Annotated in this window: 20 protein-coding genes, 2 tRNA genes and 3 rRNA genes; 16 read left to right on the plus strand and 9 right to left on the minus strand. The window is 52.6% G+C overall.

The window, feature by feature from the left end; genetic code table 11:
• The first annotated feature begins 31 nt into the window (after window positions 1-31).
• Entirely contained in the window at window positions 32-1,210 is a 1,179-nt protein-coding gene (gene prpF / locus CODIS_RS10660; protein ID WP_069124806.1) for a 2-methylaconitate cis-trans isomerase PrpF, read from the plus strand.
• 161 nt (window positions 1,211-1,371) lie between these two features.
• Here the strand turns inward: prpF and CODIS_RS10665 are convergent, their stop codons facing one another.
• From CODIS_RS10665 to CODIS_RS10675, 3 genes are all read right to left on the minus strand, one after another.
• Window positions 1,372-1,626 carry a Txe/YoeB family addiction module toxin gene (locus CODIS_RS10665; protein WP_069124807.1) on the minus strand — a complete coding sequence of 85 codons (255 nt, stop codon included), beginning with the start codon at window positions 1,624-1,626 and terminating at the stop codon, window positions 1,372-1,374.
• Window positions 1,627-1,648: 22 nt separating this feature from the next.
• Window positions 1,649-1,903 (minus strand): type II toxin-antitoxin system Phd/YefM family antitoxin, encoded by a 255-nt coding sequence (locus CODIS_RS10670; protein ID WP_069124808.1) that lies wholly within the window; start codon window positions 1,901-1,903, stop codon window positions 1,649-1,651.
• Between the two features lie 84 nt (window positions 1,904-1,987).
• Window positions 1,988-2,692, minus strand: a complete 705-nt coding sequence (locus CODIS_RS10675; protein WP_069124809.1) for a DUF4126 domain-containing protein — start codon at window positions 2,690-2,692, stop codon at window positions 1,988-1,990.
• A 269-nt stretch (window positions 2,693-2,961) separates the two neighbouring features.
• Between CODIS_RS10675 and argC the strand changes: the two genes are divergently transcribed.
• The 4 genes from argC to erpA all read left to right on the plus strand — a co-directional run bounded on the left by argC (window position 2,962) and on the right by erpA (window position 5,697).
• Entirely contained in the window at window positions 2,962-3,993 is a 1,032-nt protein-coding gene (gene argC / locus CODIS_RS10680) for an N-acetyl-gamma-glutamyl-phosphate reductase (RefSeq protein WP_069124810.1), read from the plus strand.
• Between the two features lie 4 nt (window positions 3,994-3,997).
• On the plus strand, window positions 3,998-4,717 hold the full coding sequence (locus CODIS_RS10685) for a DUF6776 family protein (RefSeq protein ID WP_154723092.1): 720 nt from the start codon (window positions 3,998-4,000) through the stop codon (window positions 4,715-4,717).
• A 21-nt stretch (window positions 4,718-4,738) separates the two neighbouring features.
• The gene (locus tag CODIS_RS10690) at window positions 4,739-5,197 is read left to right on the plus strand and encodes a bactofilin family protein (RefSeq protein WP_069124811.1); all 459 of its coding nucleotides are present in this window, start codon (window positions 4,739-4,741) and stop codon (window positions 5,195-5,197) included.
• Window positions 5,198-5,346: 149 nt separating this feature from the next.
• Complete coding sequence (gene erpA, locus CODIS_RS10695) at window positions 5,347-5,697, plus strand: iron-sulfur cluster insertion protein ErpA (RefSeq protein WP_069124812.1); 351 nt, start codon at window positions 5,347-5,349, stop codon at window positions 5,695-5,697.
• Window positions 5,698-5,774: 77 nt separating this feature from the next.
• Here the strand turns inward: erpA and CODIS_RS10700 are convergent, their stop codons facing one another.
• The 6 genes from CODIS_RS10700 to CODIS_RS10725 form a co-directional block, all read right to left on the minus strand.
• On the minus strand, window positions 5,775-6,446 hold the full coding sequence (locus CODIS_RS10700) for a YiaD family glycine zipper/OmpA-like lipoprotein (protein WP_069124813.1): 672 nt from the start codon (window positions 6,444-6,446) through the stop codon (window positions 5,775-5,777).
• A 127-nt stretch (window positions 6,447-6,573) separates the two neighbouring features.
• Window positions 6,574-7,329 carry a succinate dehydrogenase iron-sulfur subunit gene (gene sdhB / locus CODIS_RS10705; RefSeq protein WP_069124814.1) on the minus strand — a complete coding sequence of 252 codons (756 nt, stop codon included), beginning with the start codon at window positions 7,327-7,329 and terminating at the stop codon, window positions 6,574-6,576.
• 7 nt (window positions 7,330-7,336) lie between these two features.
• Window positions 7,337-9,226: a succinate dehydrogenase (quinone) flavoprotein subunit gene (gene sdhA / locus CODIS_RS10710; RefSeq protein WP_069124815.1), complete on the minus strand. Its 1,890-nt coding sequence runs from the start codon at window positions 9,224-9,226 to the stop codon at window positions 7,337-7,339.
• Window positions 9,223-9,858 carry a succinate dehydrogenase/fumarate reductase transmembrane subunit gene (locus tag CODIS_RS10715; RefSeq protein WP_069124816.1) on the minus strand — a complete coding sequence of 212 codons (636 nt, stop codon included), beginning with the start codon at window positions 9,856-9,858 and terminating at the stop codon, window positions 9,223-9,225. The genes sdhA and CODIS_RS10715 overlap by 4 nt, the downstream gene beginning before the upstream one ends.
• Window positions 9,859-10,079: 221 nt before the next feature.
• Window positions 10,080-11,192: an anhydro-N-acetylmuramic acid kinase gene (locus CODIS_RS10720; RefSeq protein WP_069124817.1), complete on the minus strand. Its 1,113-nt coding sequence runs from the start codon at window positions 11,190-11,192 to the stop codon at window positions 10,080-10,082.
• On the minus strand, window positions 11,182-12,642 hold the full coding sequence (locus CODIS_RS10725) for a peptidoglycan DD-metalloendopeptidase family protein (RefSeq protein ID WP_069124818.1): 1,461 nt from the start codon (window positions 12,640-12,642) through the stop codon (window positions 11,182-11,184). The genes CODIS_RS10720 and CODIS_RS10725 overlap by 11 nt, the downstream gene beginning before the upstream one ends.
• 165 nt (window positions 12,643-12,807) lie before the next feature.
• Between CODIS_RS10725 and tyrS the strand changes: the two genes are divergently transcribed.
• The 11 genes from tyrS (at window position 12,808) to CODIS_RS10780 (ending at window position 24,972) form a co-directional block, all read left to right on the plus strand.
• Window positions 12,808-14,007, plus strand: a complete 1,200-nt coding sequence (gene tyrS, locus CODIS_RS10730) for a tyrosine--tRNA ligase (protein ID WP_069124819.1) — start codon at window positions 12,808-12,810, stop codon at window positions 14,005-14,007.
• 559 nt (window positions 14,008-14,566) lie between these two features.
• A 16S ribosomal RNA gene (locus CODIS_RS10735) occupies window positions 14,567-16,108 on the plus strand.
• Window positions 16,109-16,216: 108 nt separating this feature from the next.
• Window positions 16,217-16,293 (plus strand) — tRNA-Ile (locus CODIS_RS10740).
• Window positions 16,294-16,321: 28 nt separating this feature from the next.
• Window positions 16,322-16,397 (plus strand) — tRNA-Ala (locus CODIS_RS10745).
• 224 nt (window positions 16,398-16,621) lie between these two features.
• Window positions 16,622-19,513, plus strand: a 23S ribosomal RNA gene (locus CODIS_RS10750).
• Window positions 19,514-19,625: 112 nt separating this feature from the next.
• A 5S ribosomal RNA gene (gene rrf / locus CODIS_RS10755) occupies window positions 19,626-19,741 on the plus strand.
• The 16S, 23S and 5S rRNA genes sit together here with 2 tRNA genes alongside, the layout of an rRNA operon.
• 147 nt (window positions 19,742-19,888) lie before the next feature.
• Entirely contained in the window at window positions 19,889-20,521 is a 633-nt protein-coding gene (locus CODIS_RS10760; protein WP_069124820.1) for a hypothetical protein, read from the plus strand.
• Window positions 20,521-22,338, plus strand: coding sequence for a M61 family metallopeptidase (locus CODIS_RS10765; protein WP_069124821.1), 1,818 nt, complete (start codon window positions 20,521-20,523; stop codon window positions 22,336-22,338). Before CODIS_RS10760 ends, CODIS_RS10765 begins: the two co-directional genes overlap by 1 nt.
• A complete protein-coding gene (birA, locus tag CODIS_RS10770; protein WP_069124822.1) occupies window positions 22,322-23,314 on the plus strand; it encodes a bifunctional biotin--[acetyl-CoA-carboxylase] ligase/biotin operon repressor BirA in 993 nt (330 codons plus the stop codon). Before CODIS_RS10765 ends, birA begins: the two co-directional genes overlap by 17 nt.
• On the plus strand, window positions 23,311-24,057 hold the full coding sequence (locus CODIS_RS10775; protein WP_069124823.1) for a type III pantothenate kinase: 747 nt from the start codon (window positions 23,311-23,313) through the stop codon (window positions 24,055-24,057). The genes birA and CODIS_RS10775 overlap by 4 nt, the downstream gene beginning before the upstream one ends.
• Window positions 24,058-24,102: 45 nt before the next feature.
• Window positions 24,103-24,972 (plus strand): SPOR domain-containing protein, encoded by an 870-nt coding sequence (locus CODIS_RS10780; RefSeq protein ID WP_069124824.1) that lies wholly within the window; start codon window positions 24,103-24,105, stop codon window positions 24,970-24,972.
• Window positions 24,973-24,987: the final 15 nt, after the last annotated feature.

A 24,987-nucleotide genomic window follows, 5' to 3' on the forward strand; every position in this document is an offset into this window, starting at 1 on the left:
TCGATTACCGTTTCGACAGGACGATAAACATATGTCACACGCACCCCAGATCCGCATCCCCGCCACCTATATGCGAGGCGGCACCAGCAAAGGCCTCTTCTTCAATCTGGAAGACCTGCCAGAACCCGCCCGGGTGCCGGGCCAGGCCCGGGACAAATTGTTATTGCGAGTGATCGGCAGTCCCGACCCCTACGGTAAGCACACCGACGGCATGGGTGGCGCCACCTCCAGCACCAGCAAGACGGTGATCCTGGCAAGGAGTAATAAGCCCGATCATGACGTCGACTACCTCTTCGGTCAGGTCGCCATCGACAAAGCCTTTGTCGACTGGAGCGGCAATTGCGGTAACCTTACCGCTGCCGTTGGCGCCTTCGCCATTGCCAGTGGCCTGGTGGATACCGGTCGCATCCCCGACAACGGCATCGCAGTGGTGCGCATCTGGCAGAAGAATATCGAGAAGACTATCGTTGCCCATGTACCCATCACTGACGGCCGGGTGCAGGAGACCGGCGACTTTGAACTCGATGGCGTCACCTTCCCGGCAGCGGAGGTGAAGATCGAGTTCATGAGTCCTGTGGACCCCTCAGAGACCATGTTTCCTACCGGCAATCTGGTGGACCAGCTGGAAGTACCCGGTATCGGTAGCTTCCAGGCCACAATGATCAACGCCGGCATCCCCACCATCTTTCTCAATGCCGACGAGATCGGTTACAGCGGCATCGAGCTGCAGGAGGCGGTCAACGGTGATCCGGCGGCCCTGGAGCGATTCGAGACCATCCGCGCCTATGGCGCCATCAAAATGGGACTGATCGACAGGGTGGAAGAGGCAGCCGCTCGCCAGCACACCCCCAAGGTGGCCTTCGTCGCACCGGCGGCAGACTACACCGCCTCCAGCGGCAAGGCGATCAATGCGGGCGATATCGACCTCAATGTGCGCGCCCTCTCCATGGGCAAACTCCACCACGCCATGATGGGTACAGCCGCTGTCGCCATCGGCACCGCGGCGGCCATCCCCGGCACCCTGGTCAACCTGGCCGCCGGTGGCGGCGAGCGGGAAGCGGTCACCTTCGGCCATCCCTCCGGCACCCTCAAGGTAGGCGCCACAGCCAGCGAACAGAACGGCAACTGGATTGTTGAAAAGGTGGTGATGAGCCGCAGTGCACGGATATTGATGGAGGGCTGGGTGCGGATTCCGGGAGATGCGTTTTAAGACAGTCCCTTGTTGCTATAAGCATTACCTCTGGACTTACTTCATTTCGGCAGACACCCTTTCAATTATTTTATTTAAATACAATGAGATAGGTGGGGCGTGTGCAGGAATTAAAAGTGTTTGTTTCAGATTTTCGGAACTGGAAAAGAGATCGGAAAATCTTAATAGTGATATCTCAGTTGAGCGATCAGAAGACTATCGTCCGCCACTTTGTAGACGATTCTATGCTCCTCATCGATACGACGCGACCAGTAGCCCGAAAGACCGTGGCGGAGAGGTTCAGGTTTACCGATCCCTGAAAAGGGTTCCCTTTGGATGGCTTGAATAAGTTGATTAATACGGCGTAAAGTTTTCTTGTTTGCCCGCTGCCAAAAGAGGTAATCCTCCCAGGCGTGTTCGGAAAAGATGAGTTTCATTCCGACGTCCCTGTCAGATTCGTCATTCCTGTGATAGTGAGCGTTCGCTACCGCCGCCACTTTCCAGTTCAGCAATCGATTCAAGCAGACGACGGGCGTTCTTCGGGCTGCGTAACAGGTAGGCAGTCTCTTCGAGGGCCTGATAATCATCCAGCGATATCATCACCACTGATCCCGCTCCCTTACGTGTGATGATGACTGGTGCATGGTCCTCGCAAACCTGGTTCATGGTGCTGGCTAATTTGGCACGGGCGATACTGTAGGCGATGGCGTCCATTGGTGATTCCAGTTTTAAGTTGTACAATATATTGTACAATAAAACTTGGGTGTATCAAGTATCACAATGATGTGTCATTGAAGTCTATTTCTCTGTGCGTTGATCGCCTGTATTTGCAGAATGAAAGAGTGACTTCAGTACATCGGGCTGTTCTGACTGGTTTCCTACGGAGGAATCAGCGGGAGGTGGCTCTTTTGCGAAAAGCGCACCTATACGACGAAAAAGGGATTTCAGTGCCCGCCAGATTTTCGGCAGCAGCCAGATCACCAGGGCGACGAACAGCACCAGGAGGATAATGAACGCCAGCGGATAGTTCAGTGCTGCCCAGAGTCCGCCGATGACCGCCAGGTCCTCGGCGATGGAGGCGGTCCAGTTGGTTACCGGTTCCGGTGAGGTATTGATCATCAGGCGGGTGCCGGCCTTGGTGAAATGGCTCCCGGCTGCCATGGTTCCACCGACCAGTGCGGCGGCGAGTTCAGCGGCCTGGTTGACCTCAAAACCACTGGCTGCGCCGGCTGCCAGCAGGGCGCCCGCCGGGATGCGCACAAAAGTATGCAAGGCATCCCAACCACTGTCGACCCCTGGTGTTTTGTCGGCGAAAAACTCGATGAAATACATGATGCCGGCGATGCCCATTACCAGCGGATCACTCAGTACTTCGAGTCCGGGGGGCAATGTCACATGGCCGGTCATACCCAGATAGCCCAAGACCAGGACTGCGGCATACAGATTGATGCCTGCGGCCCATCCCGCGCCTAGGGTGAGTGCAAGGGTGTCGATAGTCTCCATAACGGCCTTCCTGCTGAGTATCTTTGTAGTAATGTGGAGGCAATAGAATAGAATTTCCACTTAAAGTTTGTATTTCGCGCTCTAAAAGCCCCCGAGTTCACAATTGTTTAGGTTTTCTTGACAGTTGACTTTTTCTTTTATTAACCAAGCCTTATGATAGCTGTCTTAACATTAATCCAGTCTGTGAATATTTCTCAGAGCGCCACGCTCTTGTTGATCCTAAGGTGATGTAAATATTCACTGGCTGCAGAAAACAGGTTGCCTTGAATATGATAAAGGTTGGTGTTGTTGGTGGAACCGGGTATACCGGTGTTGAGTTGCTGCGGTTGCTGGTGGCCCATCCATCATGCGAACTCGTTGCCATAACCTCGCGCGCGGAGTCCGGGAAGGCGGTTGCCGATCTTTTCCCAAATCTGCGTGGCCTTACGGATCTCTCATTTGTCGCGCCTGATGCGGCTCAATTGGGTGAATGCGACCTGGTTTTTTTTGCTACACCCAATGGTGTTGCCATGACTCAGGTCCCGGAATTAGTGGCGGGAGGTGTGCGTGTCATCGACCTGGCCGCTGATTTCAGGATCGCCGATCAAGCCGTGTGGGAACAGTGGTATGGGATGCGGCATGCCTGTCCGGAGCTGCTGCCGGAGGCGGTTTACGGCCTGCCGGAGTTGAACCGTCAGGCTATACGGGAGGCGCGGTTGGTGGCCAATCCGGGATGTTATCCCACTGCCGTTGCGCTTGGTTTTCTTCCATTGATTGAAGATGGCCTTGTGGCATGCGACTTCCTGGTTGCGGATACAAAGTCGGGTGTGAGCGGCGCCGGAAGATCCGCAAACGTTGCCATGCTGATGGGTGAGATGGGCGAGAGTTTCAAGGCCTATGCCATTCCCGGTCATCGTCATCAACCGGAGATCCGACAGACCCTGAGCCGGGTCAGTGACGAGCCGGTGGGATTGACCTTCGTGCCCCATCTGGTGCCGATGATTCGTGGTATCGAGGCAACCCTCTATGCCCGGTTGACTGATCGCTCGGTTGATCTGCAGGCACTGTTCGAGAAGCGTTATCGGCAGGACTGCTTTGTCGACATAATGCCGCCAGGCTCCCATCCGGAGACGCGCAGCGTGAAAGGTGCGAATCACTGTCGGATCGCAGTGCACTCCCCCCGGGAAGGCGATGTGGTGGTGGTCAGTTCCGTGATCGACAATCTGGTGAAGGGCGCTGCGGGACAGGCGGTGCAGAATATGAATCTGATGTTTGATCTGAACGAAGATTGTGGTTTGAATCAGGTCGCTCTGCTACCTTGAATTCATGGTAGACATCAAGAAATATCGTGTACCCAAGATCGTCGGCGCCAACGAGGGTGTACCACGCTGGATTCGATTATGCCTGCTGCTGCTCTTGCTGAGCGGGGTGGCCTGGATGGCTTACAAACAGGGAGGTAGCAGTCTTGCCCAGGGCTTTGCCCGGCTGCAATCGGGCATGGATCATGTGCAAACCCTGGAGCAGGAACGCAATGAACTGAGGCGTCAATTGGCCATGGTGAAGCAGGCGGCCGAAGTGGACCGAGAGGCATTGCTTGCGATTCGTGAGCAGATCAAGAAGCTGCAGGATGAGCGCTTGAAGATGGAGGAGGAGCTGACTTTTCTGCGTGGCATAGTCTCCACCTCATCCAAACAACAAGTGCTTAGAGTGCAGAATTTCAAGTTGGAGGCGGGACTTGAGGCGCAGCAGTTTGTCTATAAATTTTCCGTCAGCCAGGTAATAAACAGCGGTAGTGTCGTGAAGGGAAGGATCGAGTTGTCAATCATGGGACTGCAGGATGGTCAGGCCAAGCTGTTAAAGCTGGAAGAGTTGTCGGATGAAAAACTCAGCAGTCATAAGATGCGTTTTCGCTACTACCAGAATGTGGAAGGCAAGCTGCATTTGCCGACAGGTTTTGAACCCGCAACCATCACGATCGACGTCAAGCCGAGCAGTTCCAAATTGAAGCCTGTGAGTGAAGCCTATAACTGGTCACCAATATCCTGATGTAGAAAGGAAAAAATTAATATGTTTGGTAAGAGTAAGAAAAAATTCCGTTCACCTCGAATTACGACAGTGATCGGTTCAGGCACCGAAATCAAGGGTGATATCACCTTTAGCAATGGACTGCATGTGGATGGCGTGATCAGGGGCGATGTGCTGTCCGATCCACAGGATCCGTCAGCGACCCTGACATTGAGTGAATTAGGCACCATAGATGGCAACGTCCGGGTAGGCAATGTGATGTTGAATGGCACGGTTGTCGGGGATGTCATCGCAGGCAACCGAGTGGAATTGGCGCCCAAGGCAAGAATAACCGGCACATTGACCTACGCCATGCTGGAGATGGCGATGGGGGCGGAGGTCAACGGCAAACTGATTCACGCCTCTGAGCAGGATCCCCCGCAGCTGCCGTATGACGGGAAGCCACAGCAGGAGGAGACGGTGGTGAGCGATGGGGAGAAGGTGATTACTCCTGAGGGTTGAGCCGTAACAGGGATGGTTTGCGAATAATACTTGACTGTTTTTCTCGGTAATTGCATACTTCCATATAATTTACCGCGACAAACCGTATTAGGTTTGGCAACTATTAGACCCGCCTGGGATACCAGGCCGGAGAGAGCAGGGCCATCATCATGACTAGCGCAGATACATACAACGATTCTATCATCTTTACCGAAGCGGCTGCCTCCAAGGTCGCTTCACTGATTGCTGAAGAGGGTAACCCTGACCTGATGTTACGTGTATATATACAGGGCGGAGGCTGCTCCGGGTTCCAGTATGGCTTCTCATTCGATGAGAATGAAAACGATGGCGATACCAGGGTCGAGACAGGGGGTGTAACCCTGTTGGTGGACCCCATGAGCATGCAGTATCTGATGGGGGCCGAGGTTGACTATACGGAAGGCCTGCAGGGTGCCCAGTTCATCATCCGCAATCCCAATGCAACCACAACCTGCGGCTGCGGCTCCTCGTTTTCTGTCTGATCATTTCCCCAACCCGGCGCCCGCATCACCACTCCATGGTAAGCGGGCTCTTGCGGGTAAGTCCTTGTGATATTTGATCAGCCCTCGGCATAGGGTAGCAGGGTCAATTCCACACGACGGTTTTGTTGCCGTCCTGCAGCTGTTTTATTGGATGCGGTTGGCCGTGTTTCACCAAAGCCTACCGTATCGATACGGACACCTTCCACACCGTTTTCAACCAAGGCATTGGAAACCGACTGGGCGCGTTGCTGTGACAACATCTGGTTATGGGATTCCGAGCCAGTACTGTCGGTGTGGCCTGCCACCTCAATCATGGTCGACTTGTATTCCTGCAGCACCAGGGCGACCGAGCCGAGTATCTCCAGAAAGTTGGGCTTCACATCCGATTTATCGACTTCGAAAGTGATGTTGCTGGGCAGATTGAGGATGATGTTGTCCCCATCACGGGTTACGCTGACACCGGTGTTTTCCAAGCGTTGACGAAGCTTGGCTTCCTGTACATCCATATAGTAACCGACACCGCCTCCGGCAATCGCACCGATTCCCGCACCTTTCAATGCGCGCTCTTTGCGCTTCTTTTTATCCTTGGAAGTGGCAATTCCCAGAACAGCTCCGGCGACTGCCCCAATCATGGCGCCAGTGGTTGCCTTGGAGGTCTTCTCCTCCCTTGTGTAGGGATCGACAGTGGTACATGCCTGTAGCATGACCATGCTTGCGACAAGGCAACAAAGTGTGCTTCGAATAGCCATCATTTATCTCCTGTGGTCTCCGTCAGCCAATTGGTTAATGCTACCAATATCGGGACATCGTAACTGCCAACGATGCGACATTTTCACAATTGTTGATGGATGATCGTGTTGATGAAGGGATGGGCTGTCAACTCTTGCCGAACAGATCCCTAAGCAATTGCAGAGTAGTTTGACGCCCCAGTTCGCCGATAGCGGTGGTGAGTGGAATCTGTTTTGGACAGACCCGGACGCAGTTCTGTGTATTGCCGCAATCACTGAGTCCGCCATCGCCCATGATGGCATGCAGGCGCTGCTGTTGATGATAGCTGCCGGTGGGATGGTTGTTCATCAATCGGACGGCAGCCAGGGCGGCGGGACCGACAAACGCTTTTTCCATGCCATATTGCGGACAGGCCTCCATGCAGCAACCGCAGCTCATGCAGCGGCTGTAGAGGTAGCTCTCCTTCCATGTCTCCGGCGAAATGCGGGGTGCGCCCCGATGGATGTCCCAGGCGCCGTCAATTTCGATCCAGGCACGCACTCTCTTCAGATCGCTGAAGATCTTGCTGCGATCGATCATTAAATCCCGTACCACGGGGAATTTACCCAAGGGTTCAAGTTTTATAGGTTGTTCGAGGGAATCGATCAGTGTGGAGCAGGCTTGCCGAGGCTTCCCGTTGATCACCATGGAGCATGCGCCGCAGACCTCTTCCATGCAGTTGAATTCCCAGACAACTGGATCGACGAGTTGGCCCTCTTGCGTGAGGGGATGTTCGCGGATCACCATCAGGGCTGAAACGATGTTATGACCCTCGCGGTAGGGTATCGAGAATGTCTGCCAATAGGGTGGGCTATAAGGGGTGTCTTGCCGACGAATCTGCAGATCGATTGTTTTACCCATCATGACATCCTCAGCGATAGTCCCGTGGCTCTTCCGGTGGCAGGACCGAAAGGTCAATCTCGCGAAAGCTGATTCTGGGACCGTCTGCCGAATGTTCAGCGACGGTTGTCTTCAACCACGTCTGATTCTGTTTTTTCCAGCTCTCGCGGTAGGCTTCATAGGCTGGATCACCCGGGTAGGCATCCTTCGGTGTCGGCAGTTCAAAAGCCGGTTTAAAGTGAGCGCCTCGACACTCATCCCGGGCCAGGGCGCTACCGGCAATGACAGCGCCGAGTCGTATCATCTCCTGCAGCTGACGGACATAAATCAAACCCTGATCGCTCCATTCATTACTCGCATCCAGCTTGACTGAGTGGCTGCGTTGCTCAAGTTCCTGCAGTGAATCAATGGCAGTGTTGAGAACCGCGTTATCCCGTACGACGCCTACCTGTCCCGACATGATTTCGCCAAGCTCGCGATGTAGTGTGTAGGGATTCTCACTGCCGTCGCTTGATGTCAGATTCAGGTTGATCGACTGCTGTCGCTTAACCTCATCCAGGTAGAACCGTTCGGGTACGCTCAGCAGTTCATCCTCCAGACCCTTCAGGTAGTTTGCAACCGCTTCGCCGGCGACCCGGCCACTGAATGAGGCTGAGAGAAGCGAGTTGGCACCTAACCGGTTGGCCCCGTGGTAACCGTAATCACACTCGCCACAGGCGTAGAGCCCCGGTATGTTGGTTGCGTGATTGCGTGGACTTCCCGGTTTTAATCCGCCATCGGATTGATCTTTCTCGAAATCAACCCAGAGGCCGCCCATGGCGTAATGGGCTGAAGGATAGATCTCCATGGGTTCATGTACGGGATCAGCACCGTGAAATTTGCGGTAGATATCAAGGATCGCATGCAGGCGATGTTCTATGAATCCGGGATTCAAATGTGTCAGATCGAGATAGACTTTGTTTTCTCCGGAAACACCCAGTCCCATCTCATGCACAACCTTCCAGATCGCACGGCATGCTACGTCCCGTGGTACCGTATTTCCATAGCTCGGGTACCACTCTTCGAGAAAATAGAATCGCTCCTGTTCGGGGACATCGCCGGCACGTCGATTCTCCTGGGGATTTTTTGGTACCCAGATACGTCCACCCTCGCCACGAGCCGCTTCGCTCATCAAGCGTGTCTTGTCGTCGCCTAGCATGGCGGTCGGGTGGAATTGAAAGAATTCCGTATTGGCCAGCCAGGCGCCCTGCCGGTATGCACGACATGCGGCTGCACCGGTGGAGTTGGTAGAGTTGGTGGAACGATGACCAAACACCTGACCCATACCCCCGGTCGCCAGTATCACTGCATCCGCACGAAAATGTTTGACATCCATGGTGCGCAGATTCATTGCGACAATTCCTTTGCAGGTACCCTGTCTATCCTTTACCAGGGAGAGGAACTCCCACCACTCATATTTCTGCACACGCCCCAGGGACTCCAGGCGGCGGATCTCTTGATCGACACCGTACAAGAGCTGCTGTCCCGTACTGGCACCGGCAAATACGGTACGCCGGTTCTTGACACCGCCGAAAAGACGGAGATCCAGCAATCCCTCTGCTGTGCGGGAGAAGGTAACACCCATGCGTTCGAAAGTGCGGATGATGCCGGGTGCCTGTTCACACATCGACTTTACCGGCGGTTGATTGGCCAGGTATGCGCCTCCCTTCAGCGTGTCGACGATATGTTGCCAGACGCTGTCCCGTTCGCCTTTGGTGTCGAAGCAGGCGTTGATGCCGCCCTGAGCACATACCGAGTGTGAACGCTTGACCTCGAAAAGGGAGAAGATCTCTACCTGAAATCCGGCTTCCGCCACCCGTAATGCCGACCACAGGCCGCCCAGTCCACCACCGACAACGATGACTTTACGCGGTCTTTTCATGCGATGAATCCCAGCATTCCGTGTACGCCCATGGCGCTCAGTGTCAGGGCAAGCAGCATACAGAAATAGAACCAGTAACGTTGGGCATCGACACTTGTAGTGAGCCCCCAACTGATTGCCATAGTCCATAAACCGTTACACAGGTGGAAGACTGCCAACAGAAGACCTGTCAGGTAGAGTAGAAAGGTGACGGGATTACCAAGCAGAAGCTGCATATGACTGAAGAGATCGGCTTTGATTTCGGGTTGCCATATGCCCCAAATCCTGGTCCAGCCCACATGCAATACAAGGAACAGCAGGATGCCGATACCTGAAATCCTCTGCAGCCAGTAAAAACGGTTGTGCAGCCAGGGATAGCGATACCAGTTGCCTTCAGCTCCGTGGATAATGACCAAACCGTATCCTGCATGAAATAGCAGCGGCAAGGCAATCACGAAGATCTCCATCAATGTCAGATAATTGAGACTTTGCAGCCAGCCCACGACCTGTTCGTTGTAATGGAGCTGACCAAAACGGGATTGTGAATTTTCCCACAGATGGAAGATCAGAAAACCGCCAACGGGCAGGAGGCCGAATAGTGAATGCAATCGGCGCAGTAAAAAGTTTCGATTGTCGATGGAAGCTGTACGCATGGAGTTCAAATGGCTACCGCGTTTATATACATTATAGAATTAATAACTTCTAATTCTCTGACGCAGGGCATTTATTCATCTTTTTTGCTGATTTCTATTGGAGCGGCTATCCACTCTCTCGCCGGAAAGGCTGTCAACAGGCCCTAGCTACAACTTCGGTCGATGGAAATGTGGTTGACTGGTCTCGTCTCAAACTACAGGGGTGGATGCGGGTCGGCCTCTCAGGCGGGATAAATACCACCCAAAATCACATTCCGGTCAGCACCTGTGACGGATGCCAGGTTGCCATTGAGTCCACTGAGGGTGCGTTTCGCCAGCCAGGCGAATGTGATGGCTTCGATCCAGTCCGGGTCCACACCGTAGGCAGATGTTGGCTGTATCTCGGCACTCGGCAGTCGATTGCCTAAGCGTTCCAGCAGGTAGAGATTGTGAGCTCCTCCGCCGCACACCAAAATCTCAGATTCATCATAGCCCTCATCGAGAATTGCCTGGGCAATAGTGGCAGCGCTGAGTTCAACCAAGGTTGCCTGTACATCCTCGGCTGAAAGCTGGTGAGGAGTCAGTTTCTCCAGCAACCAATCAAGGGTGAAATACTCTCTGCCGGTGCTTTTTGGCGGAGGCTGCTGAAAATAGGGATCGGACAGCAGATCATTCAGTAGGCTATCGTTGATATGGCCACTTTTTGCCCATGCTCCCTGGTGGTCCAGCGTGACGGTCCGGTGATTTTCTATCCAGCGATCGAGCAGGGTATTCGCCGGTCCGGTATCGTACCCGGTAACCGGTTTTGCATTATTGTCGGGCAGGCAGGTGATGTTGGCGATTCCGCCCAGATTCAGGATGATCCGCTTTCTTCCGGGTTTTTGAAACAGCGCCTGATGGAGGACAGGTACAAGTGGCGCGCCTTGGCCACCCGCCGCCATGTCGCGACGGCGGAAATCAGCAACCGTGGTGATGCCTGTCAGTTCGGCAATAGTATTGGGATCCCCAATCTGCAGGGTAAAAGGATTTTCAGCGTCGGGACGATGACGAATGGTCTGGCCGTGGCTCCCAATGGCTGTTACCTGGTGTGGTGTTATGCCGGAGTCTGCCAATACGGTACGACAGGCGGTTGCGAAGGTGACGGCAACCTGTTTGTCGAGTTCCCCCATGCGGTCGATTTCATTGCTGCCAGGTTGGCAAAGGGCCCGCAGTGAGGTTCTGAGTTGAGTGGGATAAGGCTCGACGTGACTCGATATCAGGCGGGGTTGATTGCTGGAGAGGTCGACAACCACAGCGTCCACGCCATCCAGGCTGGTGCCTGAGATGAGTCCCACAAACACCGATTCATTGGGCATTTGCAACAAGGGTGCGATTGATCAACTCAAGCTGGCTCAGCAGGGGTTGTATCTTCAGTTGAAAATCTTCACGATATTTTTTTGCGATAGGCTTGGCTGCAGGGAGCTTCACCGTCAAAGGATTCCTGTGCACGCCATTGAGGCGGAATTCATAGTGGAGGTGCGGGCCTGTTGCGAGCCCGGTACTGCCGACATATCCGATGGTCTGTCCCTGCTTGACCTTGCTTCCTTTCCTGGCCTTCTTGTTGTAGCGGGAAAGATGGGCGTACAGGGTAGTGTATGTCTGCCCATGCTTTATGATGACGGTCTTTCCGTAACCGCCTTTTTTGCCTCGGTGAATGATCTTTCCATCACCGGCGGCTTTCACCGGCGTGCCGGTTTTCGCCGCATAGTCGACCCCGCGATGGGGGCGCTTTTTACCCAGTACAGGATGGTATCGTTCCCGGGTAAAGCGCGATGAAATACGCCTGAAATCGACAGGAGCCCGAAGAAAGGCCTTGCGCATACTGCGGCCGTCGGGGCTGTAGTAATCAGATCGACCTGTATCATCTGTATATAGCAGGGCTTGGTAGGAGCGTCCCCGATTGACGAATTCCGCGGCCAGAATGGGGCCGTCGCGTAGTTTCTCCCCGTCAAGATAATCTTCCTCAAAGATGACCGTGAACCGATCACCGCTGCGGATCTCCAGGGCGAAGTCAATATCCCAACCAAAGATACCCGCCATCTGCATGATCAGCTTTTCTGAGAGACCAGCCTCCTTAGCCGCGACGTAAAAAGAGTTCTCGATGGTGCCGCTGATGTGATTGGTCCTTACCTCCACTTCTCTGCTCAGTTCGGCTGCTTTAAACCCATCTTCGATGGCGGTTATCTGGAGACTGTCGATCTTGCTCTGTTCGAGACGTAGACCGAGAAAATTCTGTTCCCCATCCAGCTCCACGTGCAGGATCTCTCCGGGGCGAATATCGGTCAGTTTTTTTGCAGTGTCACTGGAGTGGACAATGCGGTGCAGCAGATTGGCGCTGAGATCATGCTTTTTAAATATGCTGGCCAGGGAGTCGCCATTCTGAATCTCGTAAGTCAGTGTATGGGACTCAGGCGCTGTCTCCTGTTCCACTGCGACAGTCGGGATGTCAGTCTCGATAACCGGCTCGGCCTCCACGGCCACCGCCTGCCTGATGAAGCTGATTGACTGGTCCGGTGAATCGGGAGTGAAGGACTTTCTGCTGGATTGGCCGGGTAGTTGTAGTGGTAGAATCCTTTTCTGGTCTGTGTTTTCAATCTGTTCAGAGGAGGGAGGATTGTCATCCACGGGGGTTTGGTGGGATGACGGGCTGAAGTAGAGGGTTCCTGCGGCAAGGAGAAGGAGTATAACCGCAGCAAACAATAGGCCTCGGCCGAGTAGGCCGCGCGCCGGTTTTCTCTCCAATGTGTAGGATTTAAAGTCTTGCATGATTGAATAATACGGCAATATATACTCTGTATCGGCCCCTTGACGAAAGAATACAGCGCCTGATCACATAATGGATAGTAGCGCATAACACTATACAATGGTTAATTTTATCAGATGCTTCTAGTAGAGTGTGCAACCATTGCCTTAATTTTAGAGATTTATTAAATGACCGATGTCACTGGTTCCCTGGAACTTATTAAACGAGGTACGGAAGAGGTTCTGCCTGAAGATTTATTGATTAAAAAGCTGCAGCGTGGCAAACCACTGAAGATCAAGGCAGGGTTTGATCCCACGGCCCCAGACCTCCACCTCGGGCACACTGTGCTTATCAATAAACTTCGACAATTCCAGGAATTGGGGCACGAGGTGATCTTTCTGATCGGTGATTTCACCGGCATGATCGGTGATCCCACAGGTAAAAGCGCTACCCGGCCACCCCTCACACGGGATGAGGTGGTGGAAAATGCAAAGACCTATGAGCATCAGATCTTCAAGATTCTTGATCCCACCAAGACCACGGTCCTGTTCAACTCTTCCTGGATGGGAGAGATGTCGGCAGTGGATCTGATCCAGCTGGCGGCAAAGCACACGGTGGCGCGGATGTTGGAGCGGGATGATTTCAATAAGCGTTATACCAGCGGCCAGGCCATCGCTGTGCATGAATTCCTCTACCCGTTGATCCAGGGCTACGATTCCGTGGTGTTGAAGGCCGATGTGGAACTGGGAGGCACGGATCAGAAGTTCAACCTCCTGGTGGGGCGGCAACTGCAGGAGGCCTATCAGCAGGAACCGCAGATAGTGATCACCCTGCCAATCCTTGAGGGGTTGGATGGGGTGCAGAAAATGTCGAAATCCCTCAACAACTACATAGGCATCACCGATGCGCCCGAGGAGATGTTCGGTAAGGTCATGTCGATCTCAGATGAACTGATGTGGCGCTATTTCGAGTTGTTGAGCTTTCGGCCGATGTCGGAGATCGTAGAGTGGAAAAGAGAGATTGAGCAGGGAGCCAATCCACGGGATGTGAAAATTCGGCTTGCCGAAGAGTTGGTGGAACGCTTTCACTCCAGGGAGCAGGCGGTTAAGGCCCATGAGGCCTTCGTTGCCCGTTTTCAAAAAGGTCAGATGCCCGATGAGATGGCCGAGTTCGACTTTACAGCATCCAATGGCGGTTATCCGATCGCCAATCTCCTGAAGGATGCCGAATTGGTGAAGAGCACCTCCGAGGCTATGCGTATGATAAAGCAGGGTGCGGTGCGCATTGACGGAGAGAGAGTGACAGATCACACCCTTACTGTTGCGGCAGGGTCAACCCATGTATATCAGGTGGGCAAGCGCAGATTTGCCCGCGTCAGCCTGCATTAGTCGTTGACGGATCCCGAATCTTTCCCCTTGCCCTCCGCTGCAATCCATTTCGGAGGGCTGGTTACCCTTGAATTGACCGAAGAAATCAGCATTACCCGGCTCGATATTGAGATGGTCCTGCAAGGTAATGACAGATCTCCTGAAAAACCGTCTGAAAGTTGTTGACGGAGGGGGTGAACTCCGTATAATGCGCCACTCTTTCGGGGGGCTTGAAGAAGCCGATTCGGAAGCCATGAGGGTCTCGGTTCTAGTGCTTAGATTTAGTTGTTGACAATGACTAAGCGGGCTGTAGAATACGCGCTCTCGAACGGACCGGGAGGCCTCGGCGGCTTGAAGAAAATTGAGAATTTTCTTGACACAAGTACAGGGTCCTTTAAAATAGACGGTCTTTCTCGGAAGAAAATTCCGGGATGCTCTTTAACAATCAGGTTAGGTAATTTGTGTGGGTGCTCCGTTGATCATGGGTAACCAAAGATCGACAGAGAGCATTCAAAGATAGTAATTCTATCCGAGAATCTCGAGTCAAAAGGATTGGCTGCCATAAGCAGCTATCAAGCTTAAACTGAAGAGTTTGATCCTGGCTCAGATTGAACGCTGGCGGTATGCTTAACACATGCAAGTCGAACGGTAACAGCGAGAGCTTGCTCTCGGCTGACGAGTGGCGGACGGGTGAGTAACGCGTAGGTATCTGCCTAGTAGTGGGGGACAACTCGGGGAAACTCGAGCTAATACCGCATACGCCCTACGGGGGAAAGCGGGGGATCTTCGGACCTCGCGCTATTAGATGAGCCTGCGTTGGATTAGCTTGTTGGTAGGGTAACGGCCTACCAAGGCGACGATCCATAGCTGGTCTGAGAGGACGATCAGCCACACTGGGACTGAGACACGGCCCAGACTCCTACGGGAGGCAGCAGTGGGGAATATTGGACAATGGGGGCAACCCTGATCCAGCAATACCGCGTGTGTGAAGAAGGCCTGCGGGTTGTAAAGCACTTTCAATTGGGAAGAAAAGCTTGAGGTTAATACCCTCGAGTCTTGACGTTACCTTTAGAAGAAGCACCGGCTAACTCCGTGCCAGCAGCCGCGGTAATACGGAGGGTGCAAGCGTTAATCGGAATTACTGGGCGTAAAGCGCGCGTAGGTGGTTTGGTAAGTCAGATGTGAAAGCCCTGGGCTCAACCTGGGAATTGCATTTGATACTGCCTCACTAGAGTATGGTAGAGGGAAGCGGAATTCCGGGTGTAGCGGTGAAATGCGTAGATATCCGGAGGAACATCAGTGGCGAAGGCGGCTTCCTGGACCAATACTGACACTGAGGTGCGAAAGCGTGGGTAGCAAACAGGATTAGATACCCTGGTAGTCCACGCCGTAAACGATGTCAACTAGCCGTTGGACTCATTATAAGGGTTTAGTGGCGCAGCTAACGCGATAAGTTGACCGCCTGGGGAGTACGGCCGCAAGGTTAAAACTCAAAGGAATTGACGGGGGCCCGCACAAGCGGTGGAGCATGTGGTTTAATTCGATGCAACGCGAAGAACCTTACCAGCCCTTGACATCCTGGAAACTTACTAGAGATAGTTTGGTGCCTTCGGGAATCCAGTGACAGGTGCTGCATGGCTGTCGTCAGCTCGTGTCGTGAGATGTTGGGTTAAGTCCCGTAACGAGCGCAACCCTTGTCCCTAGTTGCCAGCACTTCGGGTGGGAACTCTAGGGAGACTGCCGGTGACAAACCGGAGGAAGGTGGGGATGACGTCAAGTCATCATGGCCCTTATGGGCTGGGCTACACACGTGCTACAATGGCCGGTACAGAGGGTCGCCAACCCGTGAGGGGGAGCTAATCTCAGAAAACCGGTCGTAGTCCGGATTGCAGTCTGCAACTCGACTGCATGAAGTCGGAATCGCTAGTAATCGCGAATCAGCATGTCGCGGTGAATACGTTCCCGGGCCTTGTACACACCGCCCGTCACACCATGGGAGTGGGTTGCAAAAGAAGTGGGTAGCTTAACCTTCGGGGGGGCGCTCACCACTTTGTGATTCATGACTGGGGTGAAGTCGTAACAAGGTAGCCGTAGGGGAACCTGCGGCTGGATCACCTCCTTTAAAAAAGTTGCCCGGATCTTCGGAGCATCCACACAAGTTACCTAGCCGATGTTGAAGCAGATACAGACCTGTTAAACAGCTAAGCAGCTGTACTGCGCTGAGTGACTTGGGTCTGTAGCTCAGTTGGTTAGAGCGCACCCCTGATAAGGGTGAGGTCGGAGGTTCAAATCCTCCCAGACCCACCATATTTATTCAGAACCATTTGACTCTTCAGGGGCCATAGCTCAGCTGGGAGAGCGCCTGCCTTGCACGCAGGAGGTCGGGAGTTCGATCCTCCCTGGCTCCACCAATACAGCTGAACGGTTCAGGCCGTTAGTGCTAAGTGCCTAGCGACAACGCTAGCCACTTCGTATTATCGAAGTACTGCTCTTTAAAAATTAGGTTAGATCGCAGATAGGCGGATGTCGTGAGACATCCAATATCTAAAATTTAGTATCTAAGTTCTCAAACTTAGTTACTTGGGTATGTTGCATTTGTACGAGCGACCAGGTTCCAGAATTTTTGGGGTTATATGGTCAAGTGATTAAGCGCATATGGTGGATGCCTAGGCGGTAGAAGGCGATGAAGGACGTTGTAGCTTGCGATAAGCTTCGGGGAGCCAGCAAACAGGCTTTGATCCGGAGATCTCCGAATGGGAAAACCCACCTGTCGTAAGACAGGTATCTCGCACTGAATTCATAGGTGCGAGAGGCAAACCCGGGGAACTGAAACATCTAAGTACCCGGAGGAAAAGAAATCAACCGAGATTCCCTTAGTAGCGGCGAGCGAAAGGGGATTAGCCCTTAAGCTGCGATGTGGTTAGTGGAACAGTCTGGAAAGTCTGGCGATACAGGGTGATAGCCCCGTACACAAAAACCTATTCGCAGTGAAATCGAGTAAAGCGGGACACGTGATATCCTGCTTGAATATGGGGGGACCATCCTCCAAGGCTAAATACTCTCTACCGACCGATAGTGAACCAGTACCGTGAGGGAAAGGCGAAAAGAACCCCGTAGAGGGGAGTGAAATAGAACCTGAAACCGTATGCGTACAAGCAGTGGGAGCCCCTTCGGGGGTGACTGCGTACCTTTTGTATAATGGGTCAGCGACTTACTTCTCAGTGGCAAGCTTAACCGTATAGGGGAGGCGTAGGGAAACCGAGTCTTAATAGGGCGTTCAGTCGTTGGGAGTAGACCCGAAACCGGGCGATCTATCCATGGCCAGGGTGAAGGTGCGGTAACACGCGCTGGAGGCCCGAACCCACCTATGTTGAAAAATGGGGGGATGAGCTGTGGATAGGAGTGAAAGGCTAATCAAGCCCGGAGATAGCTGGTTCTCCTCGAAAGCTATTTAGGTAGCGCCTCGCGTCTCACTCCATGGGGTAGAGCACTGTTTCGGCTAGGGGGCCATCCCGGCTTACCAAACCGATGCAAACTCCGAATACGTGGAAGTGTAATCGCGGGAGACACACGGCGGGTGCTAACGTCCGTCGTGGAAAGGGAAACAACCCAGACCGCCAGCTAAGGTCCCAAAATCATGGCTCAGTGGGAAACGATGTGGGAAGGCATAGACAGCTAGGAGGTTGGCTTAGAAGCAGCCATCCTTTAAAGAAAGCGTAATAGCTCACTAGTCGAGTCGGCCTGCGCGGAAGATTTAACGGGGCTTAAGCCATGTACCGAAGCTGCGGATGCGTGCTTGCACGCATGGTAGAGGAGCGTTCTGTAAGCCTGCGAAGGTGTGCTGTAAGGCATGCTGGAGGTATCAGAAGTGCGAATGCTGACATGAGTAACGATAAAGGGGGTGAGAGGCCCCCTCGCCGAAAACCCAAGGTTTCCTGCGCAACGCTAATCGGCGCAGGGTTAGTCGGCCCCTAAGGCGAGGCAGAAATGCGTAGTCGATGGGAATCCGGTTAATATTCCGGAACTATTTATTACTGCGATGGGGTGACGGAGTAGGCTAGGTCATCCGGGTGTTGGTTTACCCGGTTTAAGCGTGTAGGGAGTCGGTTTAGGTAAATCCGGACCGGCAATTCTGAGACGTGATGACGAGTCTCCATGTGAGACGAAGTGATTGATGCCATGCTTCCAGGAAAAACCTCTAAGCTTCAGGTAATAAGTAACCGTACTCTAAACCGACACAGGTGGGTAGGGTGAGAATCCCAAGGCGCTTGAGAGAACTCTGGTGAAGGAACTAGGCAAAATAGTACCGTAACTTCGGGAGAAGGTACGCCCTTGGTATGTGAAGAGACTTGCTCTCGGAGCAGAAGAGGGTTGCAGTGACCAGGTGGCTGCGACTGTTTATTAAAAACATAGCACTCTGCAAACTCGAAAGAGGAAGTATAGGGTGTGACGCCTGCCCGGTGCCGGAAGGTTAATTGATGGGGTTAGTCTTCGGACGAAGCTCTTGATCGAAGCCCCGGTAAACGGCGGCCGTAACTATAACGGTCCTAAGGTAGCGAAATTCCTTGTCGGGTAAGTTCCGACCTGCACGAATGGCGTAACGATGGCCACGCTGTCTCCACCAGAGACTCAGTGAAATTGAAATCGCTGTTAAGATGCAGTGTACCCGCGGCTAGACGGAAAGACCCCGTGAACCTTTACTACAGCTTTGCACTGGACTTTGAATATGTTTGTGTAGGATAGGTGGGAGGCTTTGAAGCGGAGACGCCAGTCTTCGTGGAGCCAACCTTGAAATACCACCCTGATATATTTGGAGTTCTAACCTCGACCCGTTATCCGGGTTAGGGACAGTGTATGGTGGGTAGTTTGACTGGGGCGGTCTCCTCCCAAAGAGTAACGGAGGAGCACGAAGGTACCCTCAGCGCGGTCGGACATCGCGCAACGAGTGCAAAGGCATAAGGGTGCTTGACTGCGAGACAGACAAGTCGAGCAGGTACGAAAGTAGGTCTTAGTGATCCGGTGGTTCTGTATGGAAGGGCCATCGCTCAACGGATAAAAGGTACTCCGGGGATAACAGGCTGATACCGCCCAAGAGTTCATATCGACGGCGGTGTTTGGCACCTCGATGTCGGCTCATCACATCCTGGGGCTGAAGTCGGTCCCAAGGGTATGGCTGTTCGCCATTTAAAGTGGTACGCGAGCTGGGTTTAGAACGTCGTGAGACAGTTCGGTCCCTATCTGCCGTGGGCGTTTGAGATTTGAGGGAAGCTGCTCCTAGTACGAGAGGACCGGAGTGGACGTATCTCTGGTGTTCCGGTTGTCACGCCAGTGGCACTGCCGGGTAGCTAAATACGGACAGGATAACCGCTGAAAGCATCTAAGCGGGAAGCCCCTCCCAAGATGAGATCTCACTGGACCTTTAAGGTCCCTGTAGGGCCGTTGAAGACTACAACGTTGATAGGCTGGGTGTGGAAGCACAGCAATGTGTGAAGCTAACCAGTACTAATTGCCCGTGAGGCTTGACCATATAACACCCAAACATTTTGGGCTGAGTTCAAGCAAACGCAACACCCATAGATATAGCCTTGCGATCTAACCGAATGCTGAGTCGTTTCCTAGGGAGCGACTCCGACAGTTTACCTGGTAGACATAGCGTGTTGGTACCACCCGATCCCATCTCGAACTCGGAAGTGAAACGACATAGCGCCGATGATAGTGTGGGGTCTCCCCATGTAAAAGTAGGACACTGCCAGGTTTTTACAGCAAAACCCCGGACCCTGAAGGTCCGGGGTTTTTTTTTGTCTCGATGTGAACCAGTATAGGTTCCCAGACTCGGATTTAACGATAACGTGTTAGATTGTGATCTCAATGATCGTGAAATCGGACTGCATTTGAATAGATTATGGTTCTCTCACTGACGCTACTTGTCTTCGGTTTCCTGCTGACTGGATTGGCGGTTCGTCAATTTGTTTTCAAAAGGAAGCTCATTGCGGCAAGCCTGAACGGCTTGTTGGGTCTGCTTGTCCTGCTCGTTGCAACCTTTGTCTCAATGCTGTTGTTTAATGTTCAGAGCTATATTCAGTTGACCAAAGAGCGTGTACTGGCTGAGGTTGAGATCGTTACCGTTGACGCCGGAACCGCATCCCTCAGGTTGACGGTCGACGGTAAACGCAAAATCTATGCTCTTTCAGCACATGAGTGGCGATTGGATGCGCGTTTTATCAAATGGAAACCGTGGGTTGCGTTGCTTGGAAAGGATCCGGTTGTGCGTTTGGATGCGCTGTCGGGGCGTAATATCGTACCGGGTAATAGCGTTATCAAGGTTTATAATCTGCATGAGGATTATGAGATTATCGACAGCATAATCGCTAACCTGACCGATCATTTTGGCATGGTTGATACAATGTATGGCAGTTCGGTGTATATGCCTATTGAAGCAGGTGCTCACTACCAGGTCAGTGCAAACCATGCCGGTTTGATTGCACGTCCGGTCAATCGAAAAGGTGAACAGGCAGTCGTGCAGTGGGACATGTAATGATTGAGTACAAGCTAAGCTTCAAATCGCCCCAAGCGCATCTGTTTGAAGTCGAGCTGACCGTGAAGCAGCCCGATACCAATGGGCAGGTAATCTACCTTCCCGGTTGGATACGCGGCAGCTACATGGTGCGTGATTTCGCCCGCAATATAGTTTCCATCCAGGCATTGTCAGGAAGTGAGCCCATTGAGCTGGTCAAGCTTGATAAGCAGAGTTGGCGTGTTTCACCGGTGGCAGGTGAACTGCGTATCGTGTACACGGTTTATGCTTGGGAACTGACTGTCAGAACTGCGTATTTCGATACCGAACAAGCATATATCAATGGACCTTGTCTGTTTTTAGGCGTCACTGGATTAGAGAATGAGTCCTGCAGGTTGAGTATTGATCGTCCGGGTGAGAGTTATGCCGAAGAGTGGCGTCTGGCTACCGCTATGCCGGCGGAGCATATCGATGAAGCAGGGTTCGGTAACTACCTCTGTGACCGTTATGAGGCGCTGATCGACTATCCCATTGAGGCAGGACATTTTACCGACGCTGACTTCTTGGTGAATGATCAACGGCATCGGTTGGTGATCAGTGGTGTACATGACGCTGAGTTGCAGCGGTTTTGCAGTGATTTAGGCCGGATCTGCCATGAAGAGGTGGAACTGTTTGGTGAATTGCCGATATCGCATTATCTCTTTTTACTTCAAGTGGTCGGTAATGGTTATGGGGGATTGGAACACCGTAACTCCACCAGCCTTATGATCGGCAGGGACGATCTGCCAAAACGGGGTGATGAAGGCGTCACAGCTGGTTATCGAAAACTGTTGGCACTCTGCAGTCATGAGTATTTCCACCTTTGGAACGTCAAGCGGATAACACCGGAAGTATTTCTGCAACAGGGGACTGCGGCAGAGGTGTACACCCGTCAGTTATGGATTTTTGAGGGGATCACGTCCTATTACGATGAACTGATCCTTGTCAGGAGCGGCGTGATTGAGCGCAAGGCCTACTTTGAAATGATGGCGGAAACAATCACGCGTGTGACGAGAAACAGCGGGAGACATAAACAAACCCTGGAGGAGTCGAGTTTCGATGCCTGGACAAAATTCTATAAACAGGACGAGAACGCGCCCAATGCGATCGTAAGTTACTATGCCAAAGGTGCCCTGCTCGCCCTGCTGCTCGATTTGACCATACGCCTGCAGAGTGACAACACATGCTCACTTGACCATGTGATGCGCGAGATGTGGCAACGGTACGGTCGCCGCTCAGTGGGTGTTCCGGAGGATGGATTTGAAAAACTTGTGGCTGAAGTGACATCCCTGGATCTGCAGCCACTGTTTGATCTTGGCGTCCGCTCAACAGAAGAGTTGCCGCTTGCCGAGATCTTGGCCGAGTTTGCTGTAGAGCTTCACCTGCTTCCCGCTAAATCCAGTGAGGATCAGGGCAGGGTGGTAACAGAACCGCCAAAGGCCGCTCCAGCCAAACCGGTATTGGGTGCTAAATGGAAACAGTTGGACAGGAGGATTCGGATTTTGCAGGTATTTGATGGTGGTGGAGCTCAGCAGGCAGGGTTGGCGGCGGGTGACGAGATCGTTGCTGTAGATGGCTTGAGCATGAGTGCAAAACAGATGGAGCAGTACATCGCAAGGCAACAGGAGAAGGTATCTATTGAGATGCACCTATTTCGCAGGGACGAGTTAAAAGTTATCCATTTCACCGCGCATCCAGCTGAGGCTGATACCTGTACCATCTATCTCCCTCAACATCCCGGTAGCATACAGCAACAACGTCTTAACAATTGGTTAAAGGGCCATGTACCGGCATCATGATTTAATTCATAGATTGGCGGATGGACGGTTTCACTCAGGTCAGGAGTTGGGACGTCTGTTGGACGTAACGCGCTCTTCAGTATGGAAAAAGCTCAAACAATTGAAGGAGGAATATAATCTCGAGATCGATGCGGTGACAGGGAGAGGATACCGCTTGCGTGAACCGCTTGATCTTCTGAATCATGACGCCATTCTTAAACTGCTGAGCGATAACGATAATGAGGTGCCACCGGCATTGGTTCTGCACGCCTCTATAGATTCCACCAACAGTTGGTTGATGAAGCAGGCAGCTTCGGGTGCTGAGTCGGGGACCGTATGCTTGGCGGAACAGCAATTGGCTGGTAAGGGCAGGCATGGTCGTAAATGGATCTCACCTTTCGGTAGTAATATCTATTTCTCAATGTTGTGGCGTTTCGAACATCCGCCAATGCAGATTGCGGGACTCAGCCTGGTATCGGCTATTGCGGTTGTACGCTTGTTGCATGAGCTGAACTGTGATCAGGCCGGACTTAAATGGCCTAATGATATATTGTGGCAAGGCAAAAAACTGGCCGGCCTTCTCCTGGAGATAACAGGGGAGGCCAGTGGTCCCTCGCAGATTGTTATCGGTGTCGGTCTGAATACCCGGTTGGGCAGTCATGGCGGTGATATAGACCAACCATGGATCGATTTGGATGCTATTCCAAATATCACCAGGCCGACCCGCAATGAACTGGTATGCAGGTTGATCCAACATCTGAGAGATGTAATACGGCAGTATCAATCCGATGGTATGCAGTCATTTCTTGATGAGTGGCATAGGCATGATCTGTTATTGGGTAGAGAGGTGGAAATTCGCAGCCATAGCCAGGTCCACGCGGGGGAGCATTTGGGAATTGATCTGAATGGAGCGATCCGGTTGCGATGTAATGGCAAGGAGCAGTCATTTCACGCCGGCGAGGTGAGTCTTCGGCAACTGATTGATGAAAGAAGATGAAACTCTATGTTGATATAGGCAATTCGGCCATCAAATGGGCAACCGAAGATGACCTGCAAGTTGATATCCTGCATCAGGCGGAATCAAGCAATCTCCCAGCGGCGATTGAACATGCCTGGCTTAAACTGAAGAAGCCTGAAGCAGTCTATATCGCCAGTGTGCGCCAACAAGATATTGATGCGAAACTACTGAGCTGGATTGAACGGCATTGGCAGATAATACCGTTATTCGCAGAAACACGGCAGTTGGAGCACGGAGTAACAAACGGATATAAAAAGCCTGGTCAACTGGGTGTCGACCGTTGGTTGGCGCTCATCGCGGCGCGTGCCCTTTCGAAATTACCCCAGATTGTCGTAGACTGCGGTTCAGCGACAACGATCGATGCCATGGACGGAGAGGGACGACATATCGGTGGTATCATCTTGCCGGGATTGCGGGTATTTGCCCATTGTCTGAGACAAAATACCGATATCCCGCATTATGAAACCGGTGAGATTGGCGATTGCTTCGCTACCGATACAGCATCCGGCATCCTTACTGGCGCCATTGTGGCTCAATGCGCGACCGTGGAAAAGCTGTATCAAACACTGCAGGCACGGGAAATGGGTGATGTCATTTGCGTTGTTACAGGTGGCGATGCGGAATTGTTGGCACGCCATCTTGAAGTGTCCCACCGAGTCGTACATGACCTGGTTCTGAACGGGTTGCGTTTACAGTCTGGTCAATCGGAGCGCACTGTATGACTTCGCCACAGGATGCGAAATGAACACAACAGATAAAGTATTGTTATGAAATGGCTCTTTTTCATTCTGCTGCTGGCGAATTTGGGGATGTTTATCCTAGTCTACCCTCAGAAGGCAGAAAAAAGTGTTGAAAATAGCTTGCCGGATGTGGGCGAACTCTTTCTCTATAAAGAGATTGCGGCGTTGAAAACTGAGCCAAGCGTTACCGATGATGTTGTGCTTGCCGGTGTGAACGATCCGGATGCCGACCAGGTACAACAGGACTCATCTGATGATCGAACTGAGACACCGGATACTGATCTGTCCTTAGAGGAGCTGGCCCCTACCGAACCGATTGCAGAGCCTCTGCCTGAGGTTCCCATTGCCGAAGCTGAGACTCCCGCCGAACCCGGGTTTGACGTGCCAGAGAGTGACAATGCTGTGGCTGAGATACCGACAGCGGAAGTGATACCGGTATGTCGAACGATCGGTTACCTGGTAAGTCGCTCTGACGCTGAGATCGTCTCCGTAAGTTTGCGGGCGTTGGGTTTGAAACCGGAGTTGCAGTCGGAGACCAGTAATGAGCAGGCGGGTGTGTGGGTTTTGATCCCCCCGCAAGCCACCAGGCGGGAAGCAATCGAAATCTCAAATCGCCTGGAGAGGGACGGTGTGAGCGATTTGTGGCGATTTACCAGCGGTGAACTTGTACATGCCATATCACTCGGCCTGTTCCGTAACGAGGAGCGTGCGGAGGCACGGAAAAATGAGATTATAGACCTCGGTTATGAGGCGATTATCAAGCCACGCTATCGTCAAAAAACCAAATATTGGCTCTATTTTCAAGAGGGTACACCTACATCAGATAACAAAAAGGGTTGGAATGATCTCTTCGCCAAGTTTCCTGATCTCGAAGCAAAGGAGACTGCGTGCCGTTAAGTTTGCCACAAGACA

The sequence above is a fragment of the Candidatus Thiodiazotropha endolucinida genome (genome assembly GCF_001715975.1).
Lineage (GTDB): Bacteria > Pseudomonadota > Gammaproteobacteria > Chromatiales > Chromatiaceae > Thiodiazotropha > Thiodiazotropha endolucinida.